Consider the following 15638-nt stretch of genomic DNA (forward strand, 5'->3'; position numbering starts at 1 on the left):
GTTGCCCTCCTCCCGAGCGAGGAGAGTGCGTGAGCGTCAGCGGCACGGGCACACCGGACGGCAGGGCCCCCGCCGACCCGGCGGCGAGCGGCGCCGGCACTTCCTGCGCGTCCGGATCGGCGGCTGGGACGAGAGCCTCGTCATCACCGTCTTCATCCGGGTCCACACGCGGGGCGGCATGCTGATGCTGGAAGTCGCGCCGCACGTGCTGCTGCCGGTGCGGCCCGATTTCCAGCGGGCCGACGACAGCGCCCGGCGGCACCGCCGCAACACCCCCGTCGCCGAGGTCCTCCTCGCCCTCACCCAGGCCCCCGGCTCCCTCGGCGTGGCCCTCGCCACCCTGGGTGGCGCCTGCCGGGTCCCGTGGCGCCTGGCCACCGCCGGGCACGGCGTCGCGTACGCGGCGGGACCGGTCGCCTCCGTACGCGAACTGGCGTCACAGGAGGACGGATCCCTGTTCCGGCTGATGGACCTCGACCGGTACCTGAAGACCATTCAGGAGCGGATCGTCGGTGGCGTGACGCCGGCGCTGCACGACGCGGGCCGGCACACCGAGGAGTTCGCGGAGCGTGCCGTCAACGTCGCGGACGGCGGGGTGTTCATCCAGTCGGTGAGCAACAGCGCCTTCGGGATCCACGGGACGACGACGGACAAGGCGGAACGGAAGGACGGGCGCGTGCGCGTGGGCAAGGAGAGCAGAAGTGGCCGGTAGCGCAGGGGACGGGCAGCCGCAGCCCTCGGTGCGGATCGGCAGCGTGCGGGGCAGCGCCTTCAGCATCGGCGGCAGGGACGTCGGCAACAGCACCGTCAACCACGGCGGTACGGGCGCGGACGCGGATGCGGCCGGGCCGACCGCGGAGCAGTCGCTGGAGGCCGTACGCGACCTCCGCGCCGCCCTCGTACGGCTGCCCCGCAGCGCGGACCGGGCCGCCCTGGACGCCGAACTCGATGCGGTGGCGGGGGAGTTGGAGGAGGCCGGCGAGGAGGTCGGGCCGGGCCTGCCCGCCCGGCCGCGCGGGGCGCTGGAGCGGTGGGCCCCGCTGGTGGACTCGGTGAGCGCGGCCACCGCGCTGGCCGCCCTGCTGACCTCGTTCGGGGGGTGATCAGTGACCTGGGGCGGCTTGGCCCGCTGGAACCCGCAGTCGCAGCAGTGGGAGCTGCCGGAGGACCGGGAGGAGTCGCAGGAGTCGGAGCCGGGGGCCGAGCGGCCGCAGCTGCCGCCGAAGCCCGCCCGTCCCCCGGACGGCTCCCCGGACGGAGCACCGCCCGATGCGCCGCCCGCGCCGAGTCGGGCGCGCCGGTGGTGGACCCGGTCGGCGATCGCCCTGGGCCTGGCCGCGACCCTGGGCGGGGCAGCGCTGGCGGCCTCGTACGTGGTGGCGGACCCGGGGGTCCTGCCGGACGGCTACCAGGTGCTGCGCAGCGCCGGGTCGGGCTTCCGGGTCGCGGTTCCCCCCGGCTGGCAGCTCAGTACGTCCGAGCCCGGGACCGGAGCCGGCGCGGTGTTCCGGCCCGCGCAGGGCCGGGGCAGCCTGCTCCATGCCTTCCGGGTCGCCGGGGGCCCCGACAACCCGTGCGAGGTCCTGGTCGAGAGCAGCAGCGGGGTGAGCTCCCGGGACGGCTACCGGCGGCTCTCGCTCGGAGCGAGGCAGGGCCGCGGCTGCGAGATCGTCTACGAGATCCCCGACGGGGACACCGGCGGGACCGCCCGCTGCATCGGGCGGCTCCTCGTCGCCTCCGACGGCAGCCGGTGGGTGCTCACGGCCTGCGGCCCGGCCGGCGAGGCCAAGACCGTCCGCGTGCGCCTGGCGGCGGCCCTGGCCTCGTTCCGCCCGGACTGACGACCGGGCGACCGGGCGACCGGTCGCCCGGGTCCTACTTGTACATGCCCGGCGTGTAGTGGCCCGGGACCATGCGGGTGGTCACCGCGAAGCGGTTCCAGACGTTGATCGTCGCGATCACGGCGATCAGCTGGGCGAGCTCCTTCTCCTCGAAGTGCTTCGCGGCGTTCTCGTACACCTCGTCGGGAACGAAACCGTCGGTCAGGACGGTCACGGCCTCGGTCAGCTCGATCGCGGCGGCCTCCTTCTCGGTGTAGAAGTGGCGCGACTCCTCCCAGGCGGCGAGCTGGACGATCCGCTCGACGGTCTCGCCCGCGGCGAGCGCGTCCTTCGTGTGCATGTCCAGGCAGAAGGCGCAGTGGTTGAGCTGCGAGGCGCGGATCTTGACCAGCTCGACCAGGGCCGGGTCCAGGCCCTTCTTCGAGGCGATCTCCAGACCGACGACGGCCTTGTAGACGTCCGGCACGTGCTGGGCCCAGCCCATGCGCGGGGTGTGCTCGGGGGCGTGTGCGGCGGTGTGTTCGTGCGTGGTGGTCATGTCTCCACCCTAAGAAGCAGGCGGCCCGCCGATATGGTCCATATCCATGACGGAATCACGGGCCACTTTCGGTGCCGACCTGCATCTGGACCTCTCCGCCGGGCGCGGTCTGCGGGCCGGTCTCGTCGAGGCGCTGCGCGAGGCCGCGCGCAGCGGGCGGCTGGCGCCCGGGACCAGGCTGCCGTCGTCGCGGTCGTTCGCCGCCGACCTCGGGATCGCGCGGAACACGGTCGCGGAGGCGTACGCCGAACTCGTCGCCGAGGGCTGGCTGACGGCCCGCCAGGGCTCCGGCACCCGGGTCGCGGAACGGGCCCGGGCGCGGCGGCCCGCGGGGGCCGCCCGGGTCCGGCATCCCGCGCGGCGGCGGCCCTCGTACGACCTGCTGCCCGGTACTCCCGACCTGGGCGGCTTCCCCCGCGCCGGCTGGCTGACAGCGGCCCGGCGGGCACTGGCGGACGCGCCGAACGAGGCCTTCGGGTACGCGGCCGACGCGCGCGGCCGGGTGGAGCTGCGGGAGGCGCTCGCCGGGTACCTGGCGCGGGCGCGCGGGGTGTACGCGGACCCGGAGCGGATCGTGCTGTGCGCGGGGTTCGTGCATGCGCTGACGCTGCTGGCGGGGGTGCTGCGGGCGCGGCGGGTCCGGGAGGTGGCGGTGGAGGGGTACAGCCTCGACGTGCACCGGGAGCTGCTGACGGGGGCGGGGCTGCGGACCCGGCCGCTGGCGGTGGACGCCTCGGGGGCGCGGACGCCGGACCTGACGGGGGAGGCGGGGGCGGTGCTGCTGACCCCCGCCCACCAGTTCCCCACCGGGGTGGCGCTGACCCCGGCCCGGCGGGCGGCGGCGGTCGACTGGGCCCGGACCACGGGCGGGCTGATCCTGGAGGACGACTACGACGGGGAGTTCCGCTACGACCGCCAGGCGGTGGGGGCGTTGCAGGGACTGGACCCGGACCGTGTGGTGTACCTCGGCACGGCGAGCAAGTCGCTCGCGCCGGGGCTGCGGATGGGATGGATGGTGGTGCCGCCGGGGCTGCTGGACGAGGTCGTCGCGGCGAAGGGGCGGATCGACTGGACGTCGAGCGCGCTGGACCAGCTGACGCTCGCGGAGTTCATCCGGTCCGGGGCGTACGACCGGCACGTGCGCGGCATGCGGCTGCGGTACCGGCGGCGCCGGGACGAGCTGGTCGCCGCGGTCTCCGGCCGGGTGGCGGTGTCGGGCATCGCGGCGGGCCTGCACGCGGTGCTGGACCTCCCGGCGGGGACGCAGGCGTCGGTCCTGCGGGCGGCGGCCTGGCAGGACCTGGCCCTGGAGACCCTGTCCCGCTACACCCACCCGGAGGCGGGGCTCGCCCACCGCGAGGCCCTCGTGGTGGGCTACGGGACTCCGTCGACGAGTGCGTGGTCGCCGACGCTGGCGGCGCTGGTCGCTGCGCTGCCGTGACGGCTTCCGGCTGCGCCGCGCCGCCGCGGTGGGGGCCCTGCCCCGGCGCCCTCGAGGCGGGTGCCCTGCCCCCCCCGCGCCCTCGCGGCGGGGGCCGCCCCCGCGCCGCGGGGTCCGGGCAGAGCTCGGGAAACGGAGAAGGGCGGGGCGGGGAGGTTCCGCGAAGCGGGAAGCGGCAGCACGGCACGCGGGACGAGCCGGCCGGGCCGGGCCATGGCGCAGCCGGGGCCGGCCCCGGGGCTACGCGGGGGCGGGCTCCGGGGTCGGGGGTTCGCCGAAGCGGGCCAGGGCCAGGGCTCCGGCCACCGCCAGCGCGAAGCCCAGGACGGCCAGCCAGGCCAGGCCCTCGCGCGTGCGGTCGCCGAGCCACACCACCCCCACCACCGCCGGGCCGATCGTCTCGCCGAGCACCATCCCCGCCGTGGCCACCGTCACCGAGCCCCGCTGGAGCGCCGAGGTGAGCAGCAGGAACGCCGCGCCCCCGCCCAGCAGCAGTGCGTACAGCGCCGGGTTCGTGAACGAGATGCCGTCGATGAGGCGGACCGCCACCTCCACCACCCCGAAGCCCGTCCCCGCCGCCAGGCCGAGGACCAGCGCCCGCGAGCGGTCCGGGAGCCCGCCGGCCACGGCCCCCACCAGCAGCACCAGCCCGGCCACCCCCAGCAGCCCCAGCTGCAGCGCGAACGACCCCGTCCCCTCGCCCTCCTCGCCCGACGCCAGCGCCAGCATCGCCAGCCCCGCGCACACCACCCCCACCGCACCCCACTCGGCCCCGCGAAGCCGTACGTGCAGCAGCTGCGCCGAGACCACCGCCGTCACCGCGAGGCTCGCCGCCAGCGCCGCCCCCACCGCGTAGATCGGGATGTGCTTCAGCGCCACGATCTGGAGGACGAACCCGGCCGCGTCCAGCCCCAGGCCCAGCACGTACCGCCACTGCCGTGCCGCCCGCAGCAGCAGCGCCGTGTCCACCCCCGACCCGGTCCCCGGCTCCACCGCCCGCGCGGCCATCGCCTGCAGGACCGACGCCGTGCCGAAACAGACCGCCGCACCGAGCGCGCAAAGCATCCCAAGAAGCACGAAGTGACTCTAGGTCATGGAGGTGATGGGAGGGTTTCGACGGCCGGATTCCATCGCTCCGCCGCCCCGTTCTAGTCTGTCCGCCATGAACGACAGCAGCAGAAGCAGCAGCACCACCCGACGCCGGATGCGCTCCGGCAGCGTTGCCCTGGGCGGCATGGGCCTGCTCGCTGCCGCGCTCGTGGCCTGCGGCAGCAGCAGCGAGCCCGACAAGCGCTGCGTCGACCGCGCCACCCTGGAGAAGCTGAACACCAAGGAATGCAAGAGCGGCGGCAGCGGCCGTGGCGCGTACTACTACGGGGGCAGCGTCTCCAAGAACCGGGTCGGCGGCGGCAGCTTCGACAAGTCCGCCGTCACCCGCGGTGGCATCGGCGGCCACTCCAGCTCCAGCGGCGGCTGACCCGCGTGCGACGCCACACCATCGAACCGCGCCCCGACTGGCAGAAGACCGTCGAGGAGCAGGGGCTCATCTACCCCCTCACCCGCTACCCCGACGACTCGCTGCGCCCCTACTGGGACGAGAGCGCGTACTACTCCTTCTCGCTCCCCGAGGTCGAGGCGCTGGAGAACGTCGTCGAGGAGCTGCACGCCATGTGCCTGGCCGCGGCCGCGCACATCGTCGAGCACGACCGCTTCGCGGACCTCGGCATCACCGACCCGCGCCTCGCGGAACTCATCGCCGAGTCCTGGCGCCGGCGCGCCGAACAGCCGTCCCTCTACGGCCGGTTCGACCTGCGCTACGACGGCACCGGCAGCCCGGCCAAGATGCTGGAGTACAACGCCGACACCCCCACCTCCCTCGTGGAGGCGGCCAGTCCGCAGTGGTTCTGGATGGAGGAGCGCTTCCCCGGCGCCGACCAGTGGAACTCCCTCCACGAGCGGCTCGTCGAGGCCTGGCGCCGGCAGGCGGAGCTGCTGCCGCCCGGCCCGGTGCACTTCGCGCACTCCGAGACCGACGAGCTCGGCGAGGACCTGATGACGGTCGCCTACCTCCAGGAGACCGCCGAGCAGGCGGGCCTGGAGACGGAGGCGCTGTCCGTGGAGCAGATCGGCTGGGACAGCCTGTCGGGCCGGTTCGTGGACCAGAAGCTGGGCTTCATCCGCAGCTGCTTCAAGCTCTACCCGTGGGAGTGGCTGGCCGGCGACGCGTTCGGACCGCAGGTCCTCGACACGTACGACCACGGCGGCGGCTCCGGGACCACCGGCTGGATCGAGCCGCTGTGGAAGATGCTGCTGTCCAACAAGGCGCTGCTGGCGATCCTGTGGGAGCTCTTCCCGGAGCACCCGAACCTGCTGCCCGCCTACCTCGACGGCCCGCGCGAACTCGCCGGGACGACGGGTTACGCCGCGAAGCCCCTGCTGGGCCGCGAGGGCGCCGGGGTCACCCTGCACCCGGCCGGCGGCGAGCCGTTCGTGCCGGCCGAGGGGGAGGCGTACGTCTTCCAGGGCCTGGCCCTGCTGCCCGACTTCGACGGCAACCGCGTGGTGCTCGGCGCGTGGGTGGTCGAGGAGGAGGCGGCGGGCCTCGGCATCCGCGAATCGGCGGGCCCGGTCACGGACGAGTACGCCCGCTTCCTGCCCCACGTCATCCAGTAGGGCCCGGAACCCGGGCCGGAACCCGGGCCGGAACCCGGGCCGGAACCCGAGCCGGGGCCCCTCCCGGACCCAGGCCGGGGCCCCTCCCGGACCCAGGCCGGGGCCCCTCCCGGGCCCGGGCCGGGAGCCGGGACGGCCCTGGGCCGGGTCCGGGACGGCCCCGGCCCGGGAGCCGGGACGGCCCTGGGCCGGGTCCGGGACGGCCCCGGCCGGGACCCGGGACGGCCCCGGCCGCGCCTGCGGCGGACCCCGGTCAGCCGGCCAGGACGGACCGCAGCTGGTCCAGGCCCCAGTCCAGGTCCTCCTTGCTGATCACCAGCGGGGGCGCGATCCGGATCGTCGCCCCGTGGGTGTCCTTGACCAGCACGCCCCGCTCCATCAGCCGCTCGGAGATCTCCCGGCCCGTGCCGTGCCCCGGGGCGATGTCGATGCCCGCCCACAGCCCGCGCCCGCGTACGGCGGTCACCGCGCCCCCGCCGACCAGCAGGTTCAGCTCCCGGTGCAGGTGGTCGCCGAGCTCGGCGGCCCGCTGCTGGTACTCGCCGGTGCGCAGCATCGCGATCACCTCGAGGGCGACCGCGCAGGCCAGCGGGTTTCCGCCGAAGGTGGAGCCGTGCTCGCCGGGCCGGAACACCCCGAGCACGTCCCGGTCGGCGACGACGGCCGACACCGGGACCACGCCGCCGCCCAGCGCCTTGCCGAGGACGTACACGTCCGGCACGACGTCCTCGTGCTCGCACGCGAACGTCTTCCCGGTCCGGCCCAGCCCCGACTGGATCTCGTCCACCATGAAGAGGACGTTCCGCTCGCGCGTGAGCTCCCGTACGCCCCGGAAGTAGCCGGCCGGCGGCACCAGCACCCCGGCCTCGCCCTGGATCGGCTCCAGCAGCACGGCCACGGTGTTCGTCGTGACGGCCGCGGCCAGGGCGGTGAGGTCCCCGTACGGGACGATCTCGAACCCGGGTGTGTAGGGCCCGAAGTGGTCGCGGGCCTCGTGGTCCGTCGAGAAGCTCACGATCGTCGTCGTCCGGCCGTGGAAGTTGTCGGCCGCGACGACGATCTTGGCGTGCCCGTCCGGGACGCCCTTGACCTCGTAACCCCACTTGCGGGCGGTCTTCACCGCCGTCTCCACGGCCTCCGCGCCCGTGTTCATCGGCAGCACCATCTCCTTGCCGCACAGCGCGGCGAGCTCGGTGCAGAAGTCGGCGAACCGGTCGTGGTGGAAGGCCCGCGACGTGAGGGTGACCCGCTCCAGCTGCGCCTTGGCGGCGTCGATCAGACGGCGGTTGCCGTGGCCGAAGTTGAGCGCCGAGTAGCCCGCGAGCATGTCCAGGTAGCGGCGGCCCTCCACGTCGGTCATCCACGCGCCTTCCGCGGACGCCACGACGACGGGCAGCGGGTGGTAGTTGTGCGCGCTGTGCGCCTCGGCGGAACGCATGGCATCAGCAGTTGTCGACACGGTGTCTCCGATCGTCGGTCAGGCGGGCCGGCTCACGAGGGTGACGAGGGTGGCGTCACCTGCGTCACCTTGTATACGGCTATACGTCGCTCGTATACCGGACGGGGAAACCTTTCTTGCGGACCGCCCGCTAAGGTGAGCGGTACGCACGGCGACTGGCGTACGGAGAACCAACTCCGGGGGAGTCGTGCGCGCACGACCGCATACAGGGCCGCTCGCCTGGGCCTCGCGGGGACGAGATCTGACATCGACCCCGGAGGAGCCGCCATGACCGCGCGCCGCCATCCCGCCCTGTCCGCAGTCGACCCCGAGCTGGCGTCCTTCGTCGCCGCCGAGGAATCCCTGCAGGCCGAGACCCTGCGTCTGATCCCCAGTGAGAACTACGTGTCGGCCGCCGTGCTCGAGGCCTCCGGCACGGTGCTGCAGAACAAGTACAGCGAGGGCTACCCGGGCCGCCGCTACTACGAGGGCCAGCAGAACATCGACCGCGTCGAGGCGCTGGCCGTCGAGCGGGCGAAGGGCCTGTTCGGGGTGGACCACGCCAACGTCCAGCCGTACTCGGGCTCGCCGGCGAACCTCGCGGTGTACCTGGCCTTCGCGAAGCCGGGCGACACCGTGATGGGCATGGCCCTGCCGATGGGCGGGCACCTCACGCACGGCTGGGGCGTCTCGGCGACGGGCTCCTGGTTCCGCGGGGTCCAGTACGGGGTGCAGGCCGGCACCGGCCTGATCGACTACGACGCGGTGCGCGAGCTGGCGCTGGCGGAGCGCCCGAAGATCATCTTCTGCGGCGGGACCGCCCTTCCCCGCACGATCGACTTCGAGGCGTTCGCGTCGATCGCGCAGGAGGCGGGCTCGGTCCTGGTCGCGGACGTGGCGCACATCGCGGGCCTGATCGCGGGCGGGGCGCACCCGTCGCCGGTCGGGCACGTGGACGTCGTCTCGACGACCACGCACAAGACCCTGCGGGGGCCGCGGGGCGCGATGCTGATGTGCCGGGAGGAGCACGCGAAGGCCATCGACAAGGCGGTGTTCCCGGGGCTCCAGGGCGGGCCGCACAACCAGACGACGGCGGGCATCGCGGTGGCCCTGCACGAGGCGGCGCAGCCGTCGTTCGTCACGTACGCCCACGCGGTGGTCGCCAACGCCAAGGCCCTGGCGGCAGCCCTCCTCGGCAAGGGCTTCGACCTGGTCTCGGGCGGCACGGACAACCACCTGATCCTGATGGACCTGACGTCGCGGGGAGTCCCCGGCAAGGTGGCGGCCAAGGCGCTGGACCGGGCGGGGATCGTGGTGAACTACAACACGGTCCCGTTCGACCCGCGCAAGCCGTTCGACCCGTCGGGCATCCGCATCGGCACCCCGTCGCTGACGTCGCGGGGCCTCGGGGTGGACCACATGCCCCTGGTGGCGGAGTGGATCTCCCGGGCGGTGGACGCCGCCGCGAAGTCGGACGAGCCGGCGCTGGCCGCCGTCCGCGCCGAGGTCGCGGACCTGATGGCGGCCTTCCCGGCCCCGGGCCTGCCCCTGTCCTGACCCGGGCCCTCCCGGCCGGGGCGGGCGGGGGCCGCTGCGCGGAGCCGTCCCCTGCCCGCCCTTCCACCGGTCGCCGGGCTCCGCCCGGCCCCGGTCCTCAGGCGCCGGACGGGCTGGACGGCCGCCGGGCCGCGCCCGGCCCCGGGCCTCGCGCGCCGCGCGGGCCGGATCGGAAAAGCGGTCGCTTGCTTCGGGTGAGATCCGGCCAGGGGCCGTACCGCGGCAGGGGCCGGAGCCGCCCGGCGCGCGGGGCAGGGGCGTGCGCCCTCCGGCGGGGCGCGGAAGAGACCCGGCGGCTTCCGGCCAGTACGCGGCCGGACACGGCCCCCGCACCTGAGAGAATGAAGCCATGGCTTCTGATCGTCCTCGCGCGCTCTCCGGTATCCAGCCCACCTCCGGTTCGTTCCACCTCGGGAACTACCTCGGAGCCATCCGTCAGTACGTCGCCCTGCAGGAGACGCACGACGCCTTCTACATGGTCGTCGACCTGCACGCGATCACCATGCCGCAGGATCCGAAGGACCTCCGCGCGAACACCCGGCTCTCCGCCGCGCAGCTCCTCGCCGCCGGTCTGGACCCCGAGCGCTGCACGCTCTTCATCCAGAGCCACGTACCCGAGCACGCGCAGCTCGGCTGGGTCATGAACTGCATCACCGGCTTCGGCGAGGCCAGCCGGATGACCCAGTTCAAGGACAAGTCCGCCAAGGGCGGCGCCGGCAACGCCTCCGTCGGCCTGTTCACGTACCCGATCCTCCAGGTCGCCGACATCCTGCTCTACCAGGCGAACGCCGTCCCGGTCGGCGAGGACCAGCGCCAGCACATCGAGCTGACCCGCGACCTGGCCGAGCGCTTCAACCAGCGCTTCGGCCAGACCTTCACCCTCCCCGCCGCGCACATCGTCAAGGAGGTCGCGAAGATCTACGACCTCCAGGACCCGACGATCAAGATGTCGAAGTCCGCGTCGTCCCCCAAGGGCCTGATCAACCTCCTCGACGAGCCCAAGGTCACCGAGAAGAAGATCAAGAGCGCGGTCACCGACACCGAGGCCGAGATCCGCTTCGACACCGAGAACAAGCCCGGCGTCAGCAACCTGCTCACGATCTACTCCACCCTCACGGGGGAGTCGATCCCCGCCCTCGAGGCCAAGTACGAGGGCAAGGGCTACGGCGCGCTGAAGACGGACCTGGCCGGTGTGATGGTCGATTTCGTCACACCGTTCAAGCAGCGGACCCAGGAGTACCTGGACGACCCGGAGACGCTGGACTCCATCCTGGCCAAGGGTGCGGAGAAGGCCCGTGCGGTCGCCGCCGAGACCCTGGCGCAGGCCTACGACCGCCTCGGCCTGGTCCCCGCCAAGCACTGACCGAACGGTCGGGGAAAGAGGGCTCTGGCAATCCGGGGGGTGCTGGCCCCACACTGGGTCGGCAGGACCTACCCGCAGCAGACGACGGAGGAGACATACGTGGGGACCGTAACGCTCGGCGTTTCGATCGCGGTCCCGGAGCCGTACGGCAGCCGCCTCCAGGAGCTGCGCGCCGGCTTCGGGGACGCTGCCGCGTACGGGATCCCCACGCATGTCACCCTCGTCCCGCCCACCGAGGTGGAGGCGGAGCGGCTGCCGGAGATCAGGGCCCACCTGTCCGAGGTCGCGGCCGCCTTCGGCGCCTTCGGGATGCGGCTCGCGGGCACCGGCACGTTCCGCCCGCTCTCGCCGGTCGTCTTCGTCCAGATCGTCGAGGGCGGTACGGGCTGCACCCGGCTCCAGGGCCTGGTCCGGGACCCGGACGGGCCGCTCAACCGGGAGCTGGCGTTCCCGTACCACCCGCACGTCACGGTCGCCCACGGGATCTCCGAGGAGGCGATGGACCTGGCGTTCGCCACCCTCGCCGATTACGAGGCGCAGTGGACCTGCGCGGGCTTCGCGCTCTACGAGCAGGGCTCGGACGGGGTCTGGCGCAAGCTGCGCGAGTACCCCTTCGGCAGTGGCCCGGTCACCGGTGTCCCGGCGCAGCTGGGCTCACAGGTCGACGAGGCGGCGGGTGCCGCCGGTGCCGGTGCGGCCGAGACCGCGGTACGGCGCTCCTGACGTTCCTGATGGAGCGGCCTGAGGGTCTGGCGGGCGTGGAACCGGAGCGTGCGCAGGACCAGGGTGTGGAACGGACGGCCCGTCGGACGCGCTTCGCGAAAAGTCACAATCGACGACCGTAGTGCCCGAAACCGACAATCCCGGCTATTTCCGTCGGCTCATTTACGGTGATCTCATGGACTGGCTGACAAAGATCCCGGTGGTCGGGCCACTCGTGGTCCGGCTGATGCGGACGCACGCGTGGCGTTCCTACCGGCGCCTCGACCGGGTCCACTGGAGCAGGCTCGCCTCCGCGATCACCTTCATCAGCTTCATCGCGCTCTTCCCGCTGATCACCGTGGCCGCCGCCATCGGCGCGGCGCTGCTCAGCCAGGAGCAGCTGGACCGGCTGCAGAAGAACCTCGCCGAGCAGGTCCCCGGCATCTCCGGGCAGCTCGACATCAACGGCCTCGTCGCCAACGCGGGCACGATCGGGCTGGTCGCCGGCGCCCTCCTGCTCGTCACCGGCATCGGGTGGATCGGCTCGATGCGGGACTGCCTGCGCGCCGTGTGGGAGAAGGACGACGAGGACCTCGGGAACCCCGTCGTCCGCAAGGGCAAGGACGCACTCGTGCTCGTCGGCCTCGGCTGCGTCGGCCTGGCCTCGGCCGCGGCCTCGATCCTCGGCTCCAGCGCGGTCGGCACATTCGGCACCTGGCTGGGCGTGCCGCAGCACGGCGCGGGCGGCGCGCTCCTGCGCACCGGCGCCTTCCTCGTCGGCGTCCTCGCGGCCTTCCTGCTCCTGCTCTACGTCCTGACCCTGCTGCCGGGCGTCGAACCGTCGCGCCGCAGCCTCCTCCAGGCGGCCCTCATCGGCGCAGCGGGCTTCGAGCTGCTGAAACTGCTGCTCAGCGGCTACATGCGCGGGGTCGCCGGGAAAAGCATGTACGGGGCCTTCGGCGTGCCCGTCGCCCTGCTGATCTGGATCAACCTGATGGCGAAGCTGCTGCTGTTCTGCTCGGCCTGGACGGTGACCGGCGACGGCGCGGACGGCGACGGCGCGGAGGACCCCGAGGACCAGGCGGTCTAGGACGCCCCGTCGCCGCTCTGGTCGCCGCTCCGGCGGCCGCGCGGGCCGCGCGGCCAGCGGCGGTTGACGGTGTACGCCCCGACCGCGATCACGGCCAGCGCCCCGCCCGTGACGCCGAGCGCGGTGCTCACACCGCCGTCCGAGCCCTCACCGGCCGCCGAGAGGCGGTGCTCGTGCGACTGGGCGGGGGAGCCGAGGGGGGAGGTGTCCGCACTCTTCGGCGGGACCAGCTCGCCCACCGGCTTGACCTTGCCGATCGCCGCGAAACCCCAGTCGAAGAGGTCGGCGGTCTCCTCGTAGACGGAGTTCAGGCCGCCCGCACTCGGGTTCATCACCGTGACCAGCAGCTTCTTGTTGCCCTGCTGCGCCGCGCCGGTGAAGGTGGAGCCGGCCATGGTGGTGTTGCCGTTCTTCACCCCGGCGATGCCCTTGTACGGGGAGAGGCCGCCCGAGCCCGTCATCAGCCGGTTGGTGTTCTGGATCTCGAAGTACTCGCGCGGCTTCCCGGGCTCCTGCTTGCCGGGGAACTTCGCGCTCGCCGTGCCGCAGTACTCGCGGAAGTCCGCCTTCTGCAGGCCGGAGCGGGCGATGAGGGTGAGGTCGTACGCGCTCGACACCTGCTCCGGGGCGTCGTACCCGTCCGGGGACACGACATGCGTGTCGAGGGCCTGCAGCTCCTCGGCGTGCGCCTGCATGTCCTTGACGGTCTTCTCGATGCCGCCGTTCATGGCGGAGAGCACGTGCACGGCATCGTTCCCGGACCGCAGGAACACCCCGAGCCACAGGTCGTGCACGGAGTACTCGTGGTCCTCCTTGACCCCGACCAGGCTGGAGCCCGCGCCGACGCCCTCCATCTCCTGCTCGGTGACCTTGTGGACCTGGTCCTTCGGGAGAGTGGGCAGCACCGTGTCGGCGAAGAGCATCTTCAAGGTGGACGCCGGTGGCAGCCGCCAGTGCGCGTTGTTGGCGGCCAGGACCTCGCCGGTCTCGGCGTCGGCCACGATCCACGAACGTCCCGTCAGGTTCGCCGGCAGGGCGGGGGCGCCCGCCAGCGGATTCACCTGGACCCCCGGCTTGCCGAGCAGGGCTCCGCCGACGGTCGACATCGACGCCGGCGGCGCGGCCGCGGCCGGGGCCTTGCGCGGCTTCCCCTTCCCGTCCGGGGCCGGAGAGGGCGCGGCGTGCGCGGGCACCACGAGCATCGCGGGGACCAGCAGCCCGGCGGAAAGGACCGTCAGCGCGGTCTTCTTGGCAGACACGCAGGTGAAAGTACATCCCGATGGGCTGTCTGCCGCCCGGGACCGGCCAACTTGTCCGAACCACCGCCGGTACAGCCCACCCCCACGCGTCCGTCCTGGGGACCAAACCGATACTGGGGGCATGAAACTCAGCCGCGCCGTCTCCTGGTTCCTGCTCTCCTTCGGAGTGTGGAGCTGGTTCATCTGGGCAACTTTCGTCCGGAACCTGTGGAAGGACGCCAGTGGTCTGGCATTCGACGCGGCGGGCGAGCCGACGGCTTACTTCTGGGTCCACCTTCTCCTGGCGGTGGCTTCCTTTCTCCTGGGGACGGCCGTTGGTGTGATCGGGTTGCGCGGCGTCCTCGCCCTGCGGCGTGAATCTCGCCGGGGTCCGGGCCCGGGTTCGCCGGAGTGAAGATCGCGATCTTCGCGGCGATCGCAGTGGTGGTCCTGGCCCTGCTGGTCCTGGTCCACCGCTGGCTGTGGATCCGCCTGGTCCGCGATACGACGCGCCCGCGCGGCACGGCCCGCCGGGTCGGCACCACCCTTGCCTTCACCCTGCCGCTCCTCTCGCTGGCCGCCCTCACCGCGGGCCGCGCCGGCGCCCCCTTCTGGCTCCAACAGTCCGTGGCCTGGCCTGGTTACATGTGGCTTGCGGTGCTCCTGTACCTGACGCTGGCCATGCTCGTGGCCGAACCGGTCCGGGCCCTGCTGCTCCGCTCCCGCGGCCCGTCCCCGGACCCCGCGCCCGCGCCGCCGCTCCCGGCCCGGCAGGGCGACGGCGACGGCGACGGCGACGGCCAGAGCGCGAGCCAGAGCGCGAGCCCGAGCGCGAGCGAGAGCCGGAGCCCGGCCCTGCCGGCCCGCGGCCCCGAGGGTGTCAGCCGGAGGCGGTTCGTGGCGCGGGCCGTCGGCGGAGCCGCCGCAGCGGCGGCCGTGGGGACCGTCGGGTACGGGACGTACGGGGTGCTGCGCGGGCCGCGCGTGAAGCGGGTCCAGGTCCCCCTCGCCAAGCTGCCCCGCGCCGCGCACGGCTTCCGGATCGCCGTCGTCAGCGACATCCACCTCGGCCCGATCCTCGGCCGCGCCCACACCACCCGCATCGTCGACACCGTCAACCGCACCCAGCCCGACCTCATCGCCATCGTCGGGGACCTCGTGGACGGCAACGTGCACGACCTGGGCAGCGCCGCCGAGCCCCTGAGCCGGCTCCGGGCGCGGCACGGCTCGTACTTCGTCACCGGCAACCACGAGTACTTCTCCGGTGCCCGGCAGTGGATCGACCACGTCCGCGAGCTCGGCGTCACCCCTCTGGAGAACGCCCGCCGGGCGCTGCCGTACTTCGACCTCGCAGGGGTCAACGACGTACAGGGCGAGTCCGAGGGCCACGGCCCGGACTTCGATGCAGCCCTCGGCGACCGCGACCGGTCCCGCGCCGCCGTGCTCATGGCCCACCAGCCCGTCGTCATCCACGACGCCGTCCGCCACGGCGTCGACCTCCAGCTCTCCGGGCACACCCACGGCGGTCAGCTCTGGCCGGGCAACTACCTCGCCGAGCTCGCCAACCCCACGGTCGCCGGCCTCGAGCGCTACGGCGACACCCAGCTCTACGTCTCCCGCGGCGCCGGCGCCTGGGGACCTCCGGTCCGGGTCGGGGCGCCGTCCGACATCACAGTCGTCGAACTCGCCTCATACCAGGCCTGACCGGGCGCAAGCGGTAACGACCCGCCGTGAATCAGTCTTCCCGAGGCCGAAAT

General features: G+C 73.3%; 16 protein-coding genes and 1 riboswitch. Of the genes, 12 read left to right on the forward strand and 4 right to left on the reverse strand.

The annotated features are described in order from the left end of the window. Nucleotides 1-25 precede the first annotated feature (25 nt). Genes AB0I68_RS14670 through AB0I68_RS14680 form a run of 3 tightly spaced genes read left to right on the forward strand, consistent with a single transcriptional unit; the run spans nt 26 to nt 1841 of the window. Nucleotides 26-712 carry a hypothetical protein gene (locus AB0I68_RS14670; RefSeq protein WP_363177636.1) on the forward strand — a complete coding sequence of 229 codons (687 nt, stop codon included), beginning with the start codon at nt 26-28 and terminating at the stop codon, nt 710-712. Then, nucleotides 702-1103, forward strand: a complete 402-nt coding sequence (locus AB0I68_RS14675) for a hypothetical protein (protein ID WP_363177637.1) — start codon at nt 702-704, stop codon at nt 1101-1103. Before AB0I68_RS14670 ends, AB0I68_RS14675 begins: the two co-directional genes overlap by 11 nt. A 3-nt stretch (nt 1104-1106) precedes the next feature. Next, the gene (locus AB0I68_RS14680) at nt 1107-1841 is read left to right on the forward strand and encodes a hypothetical protein (RefSeq protein WP_363177638.1); all 735 of its coding nucleotides are present in this window, start codon (nt 1107-1109) and stop codon (nt 1839-1841) included. A 34-nt stretch (nt 1842-1875) separates the two neighbouring features. Here the strand turns inward: AB0I68_RS14680 and AB0I68_RS14685 are convergent, their stop codons facing one another. Continuing rightward, nucleotides 1876-2379, reverse strand: a complete 504-nt coding sequence (locus AB0I68_RS14685) for a carboxymuconolactone decarboxylase family protein (RefSeq protein WP_363177639.1) — start codon at nt 2377-2379, stop codon at nt 1876-1878. A 46-nt stretch (nt 2380-2425) separates the two neighbouring features. On the opposite strand from AB0I68_RS14685, the gene AB0I68_RS14690 reads away from it, so the two are divergent. Further along, complete coding sequence (locus AB0I68_RS14690) at nt 2426-3820, forward strand: PLP-dependent aminotransferase family protein (protein ID WP_363177640.1); 1395 nt, start codon at nt 2426-2428, stop codon at nt 3818-3820. Between the two features lie 240 nt (nt 3821-4060). Here the strand turns inward: AB0I68_RS14690 and AB0I68_RS14695 are convergent, their stop codons facing one another. Further along, complete coding sequence (locus AB0I68_RS14695) at nt 4061-4885, reverse strand: hypothetical protein (RefSeq protein ID WP_363177770.1); 825 nt, start codon at nt 4883-4885, stop codon at nt 4061-4063. A 97-nt stretch (nt 4886-4982) separates the two neighbouring features. On the opposite strand from AB0I68_RS14695, the gene AB0I68_RS14700 reads away from it, so the two are divergent. Both AB0I68_RS14700 and AB0I68_RS14705 read left to right on the forward strand, forming a co-directional pair. After that, entirely contained in the window at nt 4983-5297 is a 315-nt protein-coding gene (locus AB0I68_RS14700) for a hypothetical protein (RefSeq protein WP_363177641.1), read from the forward strand. 5 nt (nt 5298-5302) lie between these two features. After that, on the forward strand, nt 5303-6493 hold the full coding sequence (locus AB0I68_RS14705; protein ID WP_363177642.1) for a glutathionylspermidine synthase family protein: 1191 nt from the start codon (nt 5303-5305) through the stop codon (nt 6491-6493). Nucleotides 6494-6746: 253 nt separating this feature from the next. Here the strand turns inward: AB0I68_RS14705 and rocD are convergent, their stop codons facing one another. Then, entirely contained in the window at nt 6747-7952 is a 1206-nt protein-coding gene (gene rocD / locus AB0I68_RS14710; protein WP_363177643.1) for an ornithine--oxo-acid transaminase, read from the reverse strand. 141 nt (nt 7953-8093) lie between these two features. Continuing rightward, a riboswitch (ZMP/ZTP riboswitch) is annotated at nt 8094-8184 on the forward strand. A gap of 35 nt (nt 8185-8219) precedes the next feature. On the opposite strand from rocD, the gene glyA reads away from it, so the two are divergent. From glyA to AB0I68_RS14730, 4 genes are all read left to right on the forward strand, one after another. Further along, on the forward strand, nt 8220-9488 hold the full coding sequence (gene glyA / locus AB0I68_RS14715; protein ID WP_363177644.1) for a serine hydroxymethyltransferase: 1269 nt from the start codon (nt 8220-8222) through the stop codon (nt 9486-9488). Between the two features lie 349 nt (nt 9489-9837). After that, nucleotides 9838-10851 (forward strand): tryptophan--tRNA ligase, encoded by a 1014-nt coding sequence (gene trpS / locus AB0I68_RS14720; protein ID WP_363177645.1) that lies wholly within the window; start codon nt 9838-9840, stop codon nt 10849-10851. Between the two features lie 99 nt (nt 10852-10950). Then, a complete protein-coding gene (locus tag AB0I68_RS14725) occupies nt 10951-11574 on the forward strand; it encodes a 2'-5' RNA ligase family protein (protein ID WP_363177646.1) in 624 nt (207 codons plus the stop codon). Nucleotides 11575-11749: 175 nt separating this feature from the next. Next, a complete protein-coding gene (locus AB0I68_RS14730; RefSeq protein ID WP_363177647.1) occupies nt 11750-12643 on the forward strand; it encodes a YihY/virulence factor BrkB family protein in 894 nt (297 codons plus the stop codon). Here AB0I68_RS14730 and AB0I68_RS14735 read toward each other — a convergent pair. Next, complete coding sequence (locus AB0I68_RS14735; RefSeq protein WP_363177648.1) at nt 12640-13902, reverse strand: D-alanyl-D-alanine carboxypeptidase; 1263 nt, start codon at nt 13900-13902, stop codon at nt 12640-12642. The genes AB0I68_RS14730 and AB0I68_RS14735 overlap by 4 nt on opposite strands. A 121-nt stretch (nt 13903-14023) precedes the next feature. Here AB0I68_RS14735 and AB0I68_RS14740 point away from each other — a divergent pair, with 121 nt between their 5' ends. Together AB0I68_RS14740 and AB0I68_RS14745 are read left to right on the forward strand one after the other, a co-directional pair. Beyond that, nucleotides 14024-14296: a hypothetical protein gene (locus tag AB0I68_RS14740; protein WP_363177649.1), complete on the forward strand. Its 273-nt coding sequence runs from the start codon at nt 14024-14026 to the stop codon at nt 14294-14296. After that, nucleotides 14293-15585, forward strand: coding sequence for a metallophosphoesterase (locus tag AB0I68_RS14745; protein WP_363177650.1), 1293 nt, complete (start codon nt 14293-14295; stop codon nt 15583-15585). Before AB0I68_RS14740 ends, AB0I68_RS14745 begins: the two co-directional genes overlap by 4 nt. The last annotated feature ends 53 nt before the right edge of the window (nt 15586-15638 follow it).

Origin of the sequence: Streptomyces sp. NPDC050448 (genome assembly GCF_040655295.1) — a bacterium.
GTDB lineage: Bacteria > Actinomycetota > Actinomycetes > Streptomycetales > Streptomycetaceae > Streptomyces.

Bases quoted from the DNA above. Each gene is read 5' to 3' on its own strand.
- AB0I68_RS14685 (WP_363177639.1), bottom strand. From the start codon at position 2,379: ATGACCACCACGCACGAACACACCGCCGCACACGCCCCCGAGCACACC.
- AB0I68_RS14690 (WP_363177640.1), top strand. From the start codon at position 2,426: ATGACGGAATCACGGGCCACTTTCGGTGCCGACCTGCATCTGGACCTC.
- AB0I68_RS14695 (WP_363177770.1), bottom strand. From the start codon at position 4,885: ATGCTTTGCGCGCTCGGTGCGGCGGTCTGTTTCGGCACGGCGTCGGTC.
- AB0I68_RS14700 (WP_363177641.1), top strand. From the start codon at position 4,983: ATGAACGACAGCAGCAGAAGCAGCAGCACCACCCGACGCCGGATGCGC.
- glyA (WP_363177644.1), top strand. From the start codon at position 8,220: ATGACCGCGCGCCGCCATCCCGCCCTGTCCGCAGTCGACCCCGAGCTG.
- trpS (WP_363177645.1), top strand. From the start codon at position 9,838: ATGGCTTCTGATCGTCCTCGCGCGCTCTCCGGTATCCAGCCCACCTCC.
- AB0I68_RS14730 (WP_363177647.1), top strand. From the start codon at position 11,750: ATGGACTGGCTGACAAAGATCCCGGTGGTCGGGCCACTCGTGGTCCGG.
- AB0I68_RS14740 (WP_363177649.1), top strand. From the start codon at position 14,024: ATGAAACTCAGCCGCGCCGTCTCCTGGTTCCTGCTCTCCTTCGGAGTG.